The following is a 12,988-nucleotide window of genomic DNA, read 5'->3' as shown; positions in this document are numbered from 1 at the left end:
TCAATCTGCTGGCTTTGGCTAGTTATGCGGTCTTTACCTGCTGCTTGTTGATTTCCTGATTACGCAGTAAGAAACGCTGAATCTTGCCACTCGGGGTTTTTGGCAATTCTGTGACGAATTCAATCAGGCGCGGATAGGCATGCGCAGACAAACGCTTTTTCACAAACTGGCCTAGTTCTTCTTCCAGATGAGATGAAGCTGCAAAGTTATTCGCCAGAATCACAAAGGCTTTAATCACTTCGGTACGTTCAGGATCAGGCACGCCAATGACGGCGGCTTCGATCACCGCATCATGTTCTAGCAAGGCACTTTCCACATCAAATGGGCCAACCCGATAGCCTGAGGTGGTAATGACATCATCACTACGTCCAACAAAGCTCATACTGCCATCAGCATGAATTTCCGCGGTATCACCGGTTAAATAGTAATGTCCAACAAAGGGCGATTTACGGCTTTCTTCATAACCCGAGAACCACATCATGGGTGATTGACTGATATCCACTGCCAGGACGCCCGGAACGTCAGCCGTTAATTCATGACCTTGTTCATCGACGACTGCAATCCGGTAACCCGGGCTGGCAAAGCCTGCCGAACCTGAACGGACCGGATGTTGTAGCGCATGATGATTACACACCACCATCCCGACTTCAGTCTGGCCATAATGGTCATAAATTGGCACATCCAGCACCTCTTTAAACCAGCGGATCACTTCCGGGTTTAAAGGTTCTCCAGCACTGCTGACCACGCGCAACTTGCCCCGTAGCTGTGCCATCTGTTCAGCATCTGCTGCCATCATCATGCGGTAAGCGGTCGGCGCACCGGCCAGATTGGTAATGCCATATTGCTTGACAATGTCGCAGACACTTTCGGCATTGAAACCACCCTCATAAAACAGGGTCGAGTGTCCGAGCAATAACGGGCCGGTAATCCCATAGTACAAACCATAAGCCCAGCCCGGATCAGCAATATTCCAGAAAGCATCATCTTCGGTTAGACCGATGGCATTGTGCATATAGCCGGCAAAAGCAATCAGGGCTTTAAGTGGAACTTTTAAGGGCTTGGCCGGTCCAGTGGTTCCAGAGGTAAACATCAATAAAAATGGCTCATCGATACTGAGCATTTCCAGTTCACAACCTTCAGCCTGGCGGTTTAACACCGTCCAAAAACTGAGGTCTTGTGGATAACGCTCTGCCTCGGTTTCGACATGTACAGTGACGATCGTGGGACAAGCGCTAAGATCGGATAGTTTCTCCCGATTCGCCAGATCAGTCACTACCAGCTTGCTTTGCGCCAGCTGAATGCGATGTTCAATGGCTTTGGGACCAAAGGCAGTAAATAAAGGTTGATACACTGCACCAATCCGCCAGGTCGCTAAAATGGTAATGATCAGCTCTGGAGTCCGCGGTAATAATCCGGAAACGCGGTCGCCTTTGCCAATGCCTTGAGATTTTAAAAAGTTGGCAAACTGGCTGGAATATTTCTTGAGTTCGCGAAAACTATACTGTTCTTTGCGGCCATCTTTACCGTACCAGTGTAAAGCAATTGCATCGGAGTCAGCATGGCGGTCGCAACATTCATAACAGGCGTTCAGCGCCTGCATCGAACCGGACAGATACTGCTTTGCCACTGCATCTAAATCAAAATTTTCAATTGTTTTTTGATAATCTAACATGTTAAACCTCAGCCTGAATTTATCGTTATTACTGACAAGGTATTGTTGATGAAGCGAATCCTTGCTCCATCTGGATATTTTAAGTATTAAGCATTTGGCGTGGTGTATTGATGCATAATACTGGAGAAGTCCAGATGCGCATCGCCTTCCTGACACAGTTGTTGATAGAGTTTCTGCACCATGCTACCCAGAACCACCGGTTGGTCCACCTGTTGCGCTGCATCGACAGCCAGGCCCAAATCTTTAAGCATCAGCTGTGCTGCAAAACCATCGGTATAACCCCGTGATGACGGTGCATTGGCACAGATATCCGGCCAGGGATTATAGATTTCAGAACTCCAGCAACGTCCGGTGGAACTATTGATTACCCCGGCTAGTGCTTGCGGATCAATTCCCAGTTTGGCCCCAAGTGCCATGCCTTCTGCAACAGCAGTCATGGAAATCCCCAGAATCAGGTTATTACAGATTTTTGCAACCTGTCCTGTTCCCACCGCACCACAATGCACCAGATTTTTGCCCATACAGCCAAGGACCGGTTTTACGGCCTCAAAGGTGGCATCGTCTGCACCCACCATAAAGGTCAAGGTACCGTCTTTGGCGCCCAAAGTCCCGCCAGAGACTGGCGCATCGCAGACGCGAATCTGTCTGGCCTGCGCTGCTGCAGCAACTTCCTGAATGGTTTGCGGGTCAATGGTACTGCTGTCGACACACAAACTGCCCGCCTGAAGCACGTTCAGAATACCGTGCTCACCGAGATAAACTTCACGTACATGCTTGGCTGCAGGTAACATGCTGACCACAAAATCTGCCTGTTTTGCGGCCGCTTGTGGACTGTCACAAACGATACCACCCGCTTCGGCAAAATGCTGTAAAGCGACTTCACTCAAGTCATAACCAAAAACCTGATGCCCAGCCTTGAGCAGGTTATGCGCCATCGAGCCACCCATGTTGCCCAAACCAATAAATGCAATCTTCATGCTGATGCTCCTTAGCGCAGGCTAATCGTGGTATTGACACCTGTGGTTTCCTGATCATCTTCAAACCAGCGGCTGGTAATGGTTTTGGTCTGGGTATAGAACTGCACTGCCTGCTTGCCATAAGGACCTAAATCCCCCAGTTTTGAACCACGCGAACCGGTAAAGCTGAAGAACGGCACAGGTACAGGAATTGGAATGTTAATACCGACCTGACCGATATCAATCTGGTGCTGGAATGTGCGTGCAGTATTGCCATTTTGGGTAAAGAGTCCAACGCCGTTACCGAATGGATTGGCATTAATCAGCTCAATCGCTTGTTCTAAAGTATCAACATGTATGATCGCCAGTACCGGACCGAAGACTTCTTCTTGATAAATGCGCATATCGGTCGTGACCTGATTAAAAATCGTTGGCCCGACAAAATTGCCTTTTTCATAACCCGGAACATTTACATCACGGCCATCCAGCAGCAGTTCAGCGTCCTGTTCAACGCCACTGTTAATTAAGTCTATGACACGGGCTTTGGCACGGGTCGAAATCACCGGTCCCACATCGGTATTCGGTTCATGTCCGGCATTCACCTTTAAGGTTTTGGTTTTATTGACCAGTTCATCGACCCAGTGCTTGGTCTCACCGACCATTATGGCCACGGAAAGTGCCATACAACGCTGACCCGCTGCGCCAAAAGCTGCACCGACCAAGGCATTCAAGGTTTGTTCCTTGTTAGCATCCGGCATCACCACGACATGGTTTTTCGCGCCCATCATCGACTGTACACGTTTACCGTGCTGGCCGGCCAGATTGTAGACATGCGTACCCACAGCGGTTGAACCGACAAAGGAAATGGCTTTGATGTCACGATGGGTACACAGCAGATCCACCACTTCTTTACCGCCATGCACTACATTCAGCACACCAGCAGGTACGCCTGCCTCAATTGCCAGTTCCACCAGCATCATGGTCGATAGCGGATCCTGTTCCGAGGGCTTTAAGACAAAGGTATTACCACAGACAATCGCCATCGGGAACATCCACAGTGGAATCATCGCCGGAAAGTTAAACGGCGTAATTCCCGCACAAACACCGAGTGGTTGCTGCAAGGTATAGGTATCGACCCCACGTGCCACACCTTCAACATATTCACCCATTTGTAGTGAACCAATAGAACAGGCATGCTCCACCACTTCTAAGCCACGCTGAATGTCACCTTCGGCATCAGCCAGGGTTTTGCCCTGTTCCGCCGTTAATACTTGGGCAATACTTTTTAAGTTAGTACGAATCAGATCCTGCAGCTTCAACATAATCCGCATACGTGCCTGAATCGGGGTTTGGCGCCAGCTGGCAAAGGCATTTTGTGCGGCAGCAATCGCGGCATTGACTTCTTCTGCAGTTGCAAATGGTACCTGACCCAAAACTTCTTGAGTGGCAGGGTTGATAATATCTTGCCAATGACTGGTTTTTGATTCGACAAATTCACCATTAATGAGGAGTTTTGCGGTGGTGAATCCGGTACTTTGCTGTGGATGATGAATGGCGTTCATGGTCGCTCCGTGCTGGTTTGTTATTGTCGTTGTGTCTGCCTTTACTGGCTGTTTTAAACGTATTATTTTTACGCTGTTTCAGCAGACTAACAAAGAACACTTTGACCACCAATAGAAATTGATGCACGATAGATGTGCAAATATGCACAGGGATTTAACAGGATGTTAAATAGAAGATGAAAGTAGATTGGGATCATTTACGTTTCTTTTTGGTTTTGGCACGTGCTAAAACACTCACCAATGCAGCACGCTTGATTGGGGTGGAACACAGTACCGTGGCACGGCGGATTCAGGCGCTGGAAAATACCCTCGGCACGCAACTGTTTAAACGCGAAGCGACAGGGTATGAGCTGACCTCGGAAGGTCTGGCATTGGTGCCGCGTGTGGAACTGATGGAACAATCCTTTATCCAGATTGACAAACGCAACGATCCCTTGCAAGGCCGGGTGCGGATTGGTGCACCAGAAGGTTTTGGTACGGCATTTTTAGCGCGCTTACTGGCCGAGTTCTCCCAGCACTACCCTTTGCTGACCATTGACCTGATTCCGGTGCCGAAAGCGATCAAACTTTCGCATCGTGAAGCCGATATTGTAATTGCGATTGACCGGCCCAAATCGGGCCCCTATATCATTACCCGTCTGTCGAATTACTGTCTAAAACTGTATGGCAGTCAGCATTATTTACAGAAAAATCCGCAAATTAAAAAACTGGAAGACCTCAAGCAGCACCGTTTTGTCGATTATATTGATGATCTGGTCTATAGCTCGGCCCTGTATTCGCTGGAACGTTTACCGCTGCAATTGACTGCCTGTTTTCGCAGTAACAGTATTCTGGCCCAGCAAATTGCGGTCAGTGCCGGTGCCGGGCTAGCTATTTTACCGAAATTTTTGGCCCATGATAAAAGCGAACTGCAACAGGTTCTGGGCGATCAGGTCAGTTTTACCCACACTTTCTGGATGCTGACGCTGGTTGATCTGCAACACGAACCGAAAATTAAACTGGTCTGGGATTTTCTGCGTAAACAGGCGGACCTTCAGCAAGACCTGTTAATGGGCAGATAATTGCGCTTAAAAAACTGTTCGCTTCATAAATACAGCCTTAAGTTAATTCAACTCAAACACAAACGTATCGATACAGCAAATGAACGTATCACAACATTCCTGATGCCCGCGACTTGTTAAATTAACAAGCAGCCATTCGCAATATTTAATGAGATACAGGAAAATAACATGAAAATTCTGATCGTTCTGACTTCACATGACACGCTTGGCGATACCGGAAAGAAAACCGGATTCTGGCTGGAAGAACTGGCTGCACCTTACTATAGCTTTGTTGATGCAGGTGCAGAGCTAATTCTGGCTTCTCCTGCGGGTGGCCAGCCGCCCTTAGACCCAAAAAGTAATGAACCGGATGCACAGACTGAAACCACCCAGCGTTTTGAAGCAGATGAAGTGGCCATGCAGCAGCTTGCCAATACATATAAATTAAGTGAAGTCTTAAATCAGGATTTTGATGCAGTGTTCTATCCCGGTGGTCATGGTCCATTATGGGATCTAGCCGAAGACCAGAACTCTATTTCCTTGATTGAGCAGACTTTGCAGGCCAATAAACCTGTGGCATTGGTTTGTCATGCGCCGGGCGTACTTCGTGATGTTCAAGATGCTGAAGGTCGCTCGATTGTCGAAGGTAAATCGGTCACCGGTTTCAGTAATAGCGAAGAAGACGGCGTGGGCCTGACCGATATTGTGCCATTTTTAGTTGAAGACATGCTCAAAGAAAAAGCTGGCCAATATTCCAAAGCTGAGGATTGGCAGGTTTATGTCCAAGAAGATGGTCTGCTCATTACCGGACAAAATCCTGCCTCTTCGGCTGCGACAGCTGAAGCTTTATTGAAGTTATTAAAATAACGCGATAAATCAATTTAAGGTTTGGCTTCCCATTTCAATCTATAGCAAAAACTCCTGAATATATTTCAGGAGTTTATCTTTAAAGATCAATTGGCTGAGGCAAGATGACTGGCCAGCAGTTCACGAAGTTTAAACTTCTGGATTTTTCCAGACGGCGTCATTGGAATATCTTCCCAAATCTCCAGGCGTTCTGGAATATATTGCATCGCGAGATTATGGGTTTTTAAAAAGTTGACGATATCATTCAGTTCTAATGGCTGACTTAGATCTTTAAGCTTGATAATCGCACAGGCTCTTTCACCGAGTCGTTCATCGGCATAGGCGACCAGCGCCACGACGGCGATATTCGGATGCTTATACAGCAGAGATTCAATTTCTGCGACCGGAATATTTTCTCCACCGCGAATGATTACATCTTTTTTACGTCCCCATATCCGGATATAGCCTTGCTCATCCTGATAGGCAATATCTCCGGTATCAAACCAGTCATCTGCATCGGTATCATTTAAATGTGCACGTTTTAAATAACCGCCAAAACTTGAACAGGCACGAATCATTAAGCGTCCCGGCTCATTCAGCGGTTTAATTTCTCCCGCTTTATTGACGATTTTGATCTCTACACCGGGCAAAGCAATCCCATCCGTATTAAAGGAACGTTCATCCTCATCTTCAGGTCGTGTGGTGGTAATTGCGCCGCACTCGGTCATGCCCCAAGCAGAAATCACTTTGACACCTAAGGTTTCCCGTGCTTTTTGTACCAATGAGCCTGGAATCGGTGCACCTGCACACAAGAAGGTTTTCAGGCTGCTGACCTGATTCTGCTGCTCCGCAACGGTGGTAGACAGGTCATTCAGGAATGGTGTGGACGCCATGGTGAAACTGACCTGATGCTGGTGAATTAAATCCACTGCCTGTGACACATCCCAGACATCTTGCAACACCACTTTGGCATTCAGTTCAATCGGCATCATCAGGCCATACATAAAGCCGGTTTGATGCGCCATTGGTGAGGCCATGAGTACCACATCATTTTGATTTAAATGTAGCCGTTCTGCATAGGGAACAATATTGGAAAATAAAGTGTTGGCGGTATGCATCACCCCTTTCGGCTCACCGGTAGTGCCTGAGGTAAAAATCAGCTGGGTAATATCATCAGGACGAGCTTCAAGCTGATCTAGGTTTGTAACGGCGGAAGAATCTTGCTCAAGACCATGATTGACCAAAACGCGATCAAAATTATTCTCTTCAAGACCATTGACCACCACCACATGTTGCAAGGTCTCAATTTTAGTCTTTAAGCGATTTGCCAGCTGTTCATGATCAAAATTACGGAAGCTTTTTGGTACGATAAATACTTTGGCTTCACCATGTTTCAGCATGAATTCCAGTTCCCTTTCTCGGAAAATCGGCATCAATGGATTCAGTACGGCGCCGATGCGGCTACAGGCCAGATACAGCAAGGTAAATTCCCACCAGTTCGGCAACTGACACGAGACCACATCATTTTTAGCCACACCCAATTGCTTTAAACCTAAAGCAATTTTATTGGTCATGTTCCAGAGATCCTGATAGCTAAACACTTGCTCCGTTTGATCTTCCACTTTAAAACTGACCAGTGCGGTTTTATCTGGATTCTTGTCGATGGTCTGACGCAGAGAATCAATAATGGTTTTATTTAACCAGTAGCCTTCTTTCAGCATTTTTTCTTTTCTGGAAGCTATAAGAACTGCATCGAATTCCATTCGGTTACTCCTGATTTTAATTATATCGGCCAGGGCTGAGCTCAATATGAGCTAAGCCGGTACCGCTTTGCGTCCTGCTTTTTTACGCGCAATAATGGTTTTCATGATCTGCGCTGTTCCGTCACCAATCTGGAAGCCGAGTACATCACGCATGCGCTGTTCCATCACACCACGGTCATATCCGGCATGACCAAAGGTCAATAAGCATTGATGAATCACGTCATAGGCCAGTTTTGGCCCCCACCATTTACACATTCCAGCTTCGGAAGTATGTGGCAGATGATTGTCTTTGAGCCATAAGGTTTGCAGACAGAGTAAACGCGCGGCTTCTACCTGGGTTTCATACTCGGCCAATGGATGCGATACGCCTTGAAATGCTGTTAAGGGCTGACCAAAGGCTTCACGTTGCGCCGCATATTCCCAGGCTTCATCCAGACTGACACGTGCAACAGCCAGAACCTGTAAACCAATCAAGGCACGTGAAAAGTCAAAGCCTTGCATGACCTGCACAAAACCTTTGTTTTCATCACCTAAGCGATGATTGACCGGAACGCGAACATTATCAAAGAAGATTGAACCGCGACCAATGGCACGTTGCCCATGACAGTCAAAACGCGTGGTGCTAATGCCAGATAAATTCATGGGAACCAGGAGTGCTGTCACGCCATGCGCACCATCTTCATTGGCGCCAGTACGACCAAACACCACCGAAGCATCGGCCTGATCGGCAGCCGAAATCGAAGTCTTTTCGCCATTAATGATATATTCATCGCCGTCACGTTCGATTTTTAAACGCAGGTTGGCAGCATCTGAACCACCACGCGGCTCGGTCAAGGCAATCGAAAAAATTGCTTCACCGGCGGTCAGTTTCTTCAGCCACGGTTCAACCACTTCGGGTTGACCATGTTCCGCCAAAATCTGGCCATTTAGCGAAGCGAGCAGATTGATATAGGAAAAACTTAAATCCGCTTTGGCTACCGCTTCATGAATAATACCTGCTGCCAGGCGTCCCATGCCTTGGCCGCCATATTGTTCCGGAAGTTCCGGTGCAATAAAGCCCATCTCTCCCATTTTTTTGACCAGATCACGATCAAACACCCGACTTTGATCGCGTTCTAAAAAACCGGGGGCAATATATTTTTGCGCAAACTTTTCAGCAGTTTCTGCTAAAAACTCTAAGTCTTCCGTAATATAAGGATTTTTAGTCATACTGTATCTTCCTTATTTATGAAATTTACGAAATTCAGGCTGGCGCTTTTCTTTGAGTGCATTGACGCCTTCACGCGATTCTTCCGTGTCGTAATACAGTTTTAGTGCATACATGCCCATGCCGGCAATCCCCGCCTGATGTGCGGTATCCATATTGAAGCTACGTTTGGCAATGGCGATGGCTGTCGGACTACGCCGACAGATTTCTTCGGCCCAAGCCTGTACTTCAGCATCAAGTTGATCGGCGGGTACACATTTATTGGCAAGACCCATTGCAACCGCTTCTTGGCCCGTATAGCGACGGCACATATACCAGATTTCACGGGCTTTTTTCTCACCGACTACACGTGCTAAATATGCTGTGCCATAACCCGGATCGACTGAACCCATTTTCGGGCCCACCTGACCAAAAATGGCATTCTCTGAACAAATGGTCAGATCGCAAATGGTGGCTAATACGTTTCCACCACCTATCGCATAACCTTGTACACGAGCGATCACCGGTTTAGGCACATCACGCATTGCCGTATGTAATTCTTCCATTGGCAAACCAATGGTGCCACGGCCATCATAGTTTCCATCATGCGCGGATTGATCCCCGCCGGTACAGAAAGCACGATCACCGGCGCCAGTCAGTACAATCGCACCGACTTCACGGTCATAGCCGGCCTTGTTTAAGGCTTTGATTAATTCATCACAGGTCGTACCACGAAAGGCATTCATTTTTTCTGGACGGTTAATCGTAATCCATGCCACACCGTTTTTTACTTCGTATAAGATATCTTCAAAAATCATTGTTATTACTTCCTGTATTTCTCTGTCTGACTTTATTTTCCATATTTTCTAGCAGTTTTTGCTTAACCACTCATGGTTAAACCACCCGAAACACTGAGTACTTGTCCAGTAATAAAACTGGCATCATCACTTAAAAAGAAGGCAATCGAAGAGGCTAAATCTTCAGGTTGACCTAAACGACCGAGTGGAATAGCACGAGTGAAAGCCTCACGTAATTTTTCTGGATTCGATGCACCTTCGGTGACACCTGCCAGTAAGGCTGTATCAGTTGGTCCCGGACAAATCACATTAATTTTAATGTTATGACGAGAATGTTCACGGGCCAGTGTTTTTGAGAATGAAAGCAGTCCGCCCTTACATGCAGCATAAACCGCTTCACCTGAAGAACCGACTCGGGCAGCATCAGAGGCAATGTTGACAATACTGCCAGAATTGCGCTCGACCATACCTTTCAGAACGGCAAAGTGCATATTCAGCATACCGACCAGATTGATCTGAATCAGTTTTTCCCATTCTTGCGGATTCGTTTTGATAAAAGGTTTGAAAATATCCCAACCGGCATTATTGACCAGTCCATCAATCGGCCCAAGCTCGGCTTCTACTTGCTGTACAGCCTGCTCCACAACAGTATTTTGAGTAATGTCACACTGCACAGCCAGGGCCTGGCCATTCTGCTGGTTAATTTCTGCGGCCAGTTTTTCTGCTGCTGCAATATTCATGTCAAAGATCGCAACTTTCGCACCTTCTTCCGCCAGACGGCGGCAGGTTGCTGAACCGATGCCACCTGCGCCACCGGTCACAATTACGACTTTATCCTTCAACCCTTTCATTTAACTCTCCCTGGTATATTTTTATCTGATTCTGATTAACTATTGTTCATATATCGCCTGTTATCACTAAAATAGAATTAGAATATTTTTATGTCAATATATTTACATAAAATAAGTTTATATATTTATTTTATAACTTATTATCAATAACTTATAATTTTAGCAAATTAAAGACATTGACACATATCAGCTTTACTCTTAGATTTGCACTATCAATCACAGGCTCATTTTCAGAATAATGCAACCTGAATCGAAAAAACTTTTTATGTTGCTTCATTCAATCAAGCTGACTGAATAAAGAGAAAAAAATCATGATTTCTCAAGTTAATATGGTGCCAGTGTACTTGGGTTCTACATGCGCGCTGCAATCTGGAATTCGATTTATGCGAGTGAGCTCTAAGCTATACTCTTTTTTATTTAAACGTGTTGAGCTGGGTGGCTTATCAAATGAGTGATACTGTGTCAAAAAAATATGATCAATCCTTATACTCTGCCCACAATAGACTTTTTTTCAGGCTGTTTCAGGTGGGGAATACGCTGGATCGCAAATGCTCGAATGAACTGGGAATTTCTCCAGTGCATTGGGCTGTACTGGGAGCCTTGTCTCGGCCGCGGGTAAAATCAGGGATGTCATTTTCTGATTTGACCGAATACCTCGGTGTAAGCCGGCAAAATCTGGACGCAGTTTTAAAACGTCTGGAACGTGATGGTCTGGTTGAACGGATTATCAGTGAGCAAGACAGACGTGCTAAAAATGTCGCGCTGACCAGCGAAGGCTTTAAAACCTGGGATAGTTTGCAGAATGATTTTTTTGATTTTTATGGACAGGCTTTGAACAAGCTGACTTTTGATGATGCCATTACTCTGATTCACCTTCTTAATAAAGTCAATGACGGCCTGAAAAATATTCATTTGCCAAAAGAAATGAATGCAGAATAAAAAATGAGAAGCACGATGCTTCACTTTGATTCATATAAAAATGAGCCCGAGCAGGCTCATTTTTACAGACTTTATGAATAGTTATGCTTTTTGCGGATCATATTGACGGTCCTTGATAAAGATCCCGGATACAGCACCACATAAGAAATATGCACCGCCCATAATCAGGAAGCCCAAACCGATAGAGCCACCACTTGCAGCCGCCCCGATAATTGCAGGTGCAAACATGGCGCCAATACGCCCGGCATTATAAGCACCACCAACCGCAGTACCACGAATCGAGGTTGCAAAGCTTTCGGTCATGTAGGTGGCATTAATCGCATAAGGAATACCGTACAGGAAACCAAAGAAAATCAGCAGATAGGCAATATTGTCAGGGCTATTAAACAGTACAATCACCGGCAGGAAGATCGCTGTGCCAATAGCACCAAAGGCAAAGACAAAACGGCGTCCTAAACGGTCTGCTGCAAAGCCAGCCAGAACCTTGCCGAAAATCATGGCGACATAAGTCCCAATCATATAACCTGCCATCGATTTAAAATCCATATGTAATTCAGATTCTAGATAGGCCGGCATCCAGTTGTTGACGCCGTAATAACCAAACTGTAAAAAGCCAGCGGTTAAAATCCACAGGATAAACATTCTGCGGTTTCTAGGATCGGCAAAAATTTCCTTGGTGGTACTTTTTTTAACAGGTCGATTTGCCGTTACATCTGCAGGCGCATATAAACGTTGCAGTCTGGCCCGCTGCCAAGACTCTGGTTCTGGCACCAGTTTCTGGATAAAAAATGCCATGGCGGCTGGAATAATCGCGACAAAGAACAGCATCCGCCAGCCGTAGTCTGGAATAATCCAGCCAGCAAGCAAGGTCGCCACAATATAACCGACTGTCCAGCCTGCCTGTAAGGTTCCCAAGACTGTTGTCCGATATTCAGTAGGTACATATTCTGCCATCAATGTATTGGCTGCAATATATAAAGCGCCAATTCCGAATGCAGACAGAAAGCGTAATAGCGCGAACTGTTCAAAATTCTGGGTAAAACCCAGTGCCGCAGTCAATGTAGAAAAAATCAGGATGGAAATGACCACGGTGCGTACCCGGCCTAAATGGTCACAGGCCCAACCGCCCATAAATCCGCCAATGGCCATCCCGGCCAAAGTGAAACTTCCCAGTGCTCCTGCCTGTAAATTGCTTAAGCCAAACTCAGCTTTGAGACTGTTCAAGCTAAATGACAGCAATAACATGTCTGCGCCATCGACCAGTAAGGCCAGAAAAGCAAATATAAAGGCAATTTGCTGGGTTCTTTTGGTCGTGGGCTTGATTTTTCCTAATTCTGTTGCGAGATCCGTCATTGTAAATATCCTTGTTATTGCTT

Annotated in this window: 11 protein-coding genes; 3 read left to right on the top strand and 8 right to left on the bottom strand. The window is 46.3% G+C overall.

The genetic code is table 11. From position 1 onward, the window contains the following. Positions 1-22: 22 nt before the first annotated feature. The 3 genes from GVV58_RS00720 to GVV58_RS00710 form a co-directional block, all read right to left on the bottom strand. The gene (locus tag GVV58_RS00720; RefSeq protein WP_159515782.1) at positions 23-1,672 is read right to left on the bottom strand and encodes an AMP-binding protein; all 1,650 of its coding nucleotides are present in this window, start codon (positions 1,670-1,672) and stop codon (positions 23-25) included. 86 nt (positions 1,673-1,758) lie between these two features. Next, a complete protein-coding gene (mmsB, locus tag GVV58_RS00715) occupies positions 1,759-2,649 on the bottom strand; it encodes a 3-hydroxyisobutyrate dehydrogenase (RefSeq protein ID WP_159515781.1) in 891 nt (296 codons plus the stop codon). A gap of 11 nt (positions 2,650-2,660) precedes the next feature. Then, a complete protein-coding gene (locus GVV58_RS00710) occupies positions 2,661-4,190 on the bottom strand; it encodes a CoA-acylating methylmalonate-semialdehyde dehydrogenase (RefSeq protein WP_159515780.1) in 1,530 nt (509 codons plus the stop codon). A gap of 176 nt (positions 4,191-4,366) precedes the next feature. Here GVV58_RS00710 and GVV58_RS00705 point away from each other — a divergent pair, with 176 nt between their 5' ends. Together GVV58_RS00705 and GVV58_RS00700 are read left to right on the top strand one after the other, a co-directional pair. Beyond that, positions 4,367-5,251 carry a LysR family transcriptional regulator gene (locus GVV58_RS00705; protein WP_005096883.1) on the top strand — a complete coding sequence of 295 codons (885 nt, stop codon included), beginning with the start codon at positions 4,367-4,369 and terminating at the stop codon, positions 5,249-5,251. Positions 5,252-5,419: 168 nt separating this feature from the next. Further along, entirely contained in the window at positions 5,420-6,097 is a 678-nt protein-coding gene (locus tag GVV58_RS00700) for a type 1 glutamine amidotransferase domain-containing protein (RefSeq protein WP_159515779.1), read from the top strand. 86 nt (positions 6,098-6,183) lie between these two features. Here the strand turns inward: GVV58_RS00700 and aliA are convergent, their stop codons facing one another. The 4 genes from aliA to badH form a co-directional block, all read right to left on the bottom strand. Beyond that, positions 6,184-7,839, bottom strand: coding sequence for a cyclohexanecarboxylate-CoA ligase (gene aliA, locus GVV58_RS00695; protein WP_159515778.1), 1,656 nt, complete (start codon positions 7,837-7,839; stop codon positions 6,184-6,186). 51 nt (positions 7,840-7,890) lie between these two features. Further along, positions 7,891-9,048, bottom strand: a complete 1,158-nt coding sequence (gene aliB, locus GVV58_RS00690; RefSeq protein WP_100328637.1) for a cyclohexanecarboxyl-CoA dehydrogenase — start codon at positions 9,046-9,048, stop codon at positions 7,891-7,893. A 12-nt stretch (positions 9,049-9,060) separates the two neighbouring features. Continuing rightward, positions 9,061-9,843, bottom strand: coding sequence for a 2-ketocyclohexanecarboxyl-CoA hydrolase (gene badI / locus GVV58_RS00685; protein ID WP_159515777.1), 783 nt, complete (start codon positions 9,841-9,843; stop codon positions 9,061-9,063). Between the two features lie 62 nt (positions 9,844-9,905). Continuing rightward, complete coding sequence (gene badH, locus GVV58_RS00680) at positions 9,906-10,673, bottom strand: 2-hydroxycyclohexanecarboxyl-CoA dehydrogenase (protein ID WP_005096889.1); 768 nt, start codon at positions 10,671-10,673, stop codon at positions 9,906-9,908. A gap of 447 nt (positions 10,674-11,120) precedes the next feature. Between badH and GVV58_RS00675 the strand changes: the two genes are divergently transcribed. Beyond that, positions 11,121-11,612, top strand: coding sequence for a MarR family transcriptional regulator (locus GVV58_RS00675; protein ID WP_005170960.1), 492 nt, complete (start codon positions 11,121-11,123; stop codon positions 11,610-11,612). Positions 11,613-11,693: 81 nt separating this feature from the next. Here GVV58_RS00675 and GVV58_RS00670 read toward each other — a convergent pair whose 3' ends face one another. Further along, positions 11,694-12,965 carry an MFS transporter gene (locus GVV58_RS00670; protein ID WP_074382789.1) on the bottom strand — a complete coding sequence of 424 codons (1,272 nt, stop codon included), beginning with the start codon at positions 12,963-12,965 and terminating at the stop codon, positions 11,694-11,696. Positions 12,966-12,988: the final 23 nt, after the last annotated feature.

Source organism: Acinetobacter sp. 18QD2AZ41W (assembly GCF_009829025.1).
GTDB classification, from domain to species: Bacteria; Pseudomonadota; Gammaproteobacteria; order Pseudomonadales; family Moraxellaceae; genus Acinetobacter; species Acinetobacter pseudolwoffii.
Note: the sequence above shows the minus strand (reverse complement) of the source record. Positions and strands in the feature narration are given on the sequence as shown.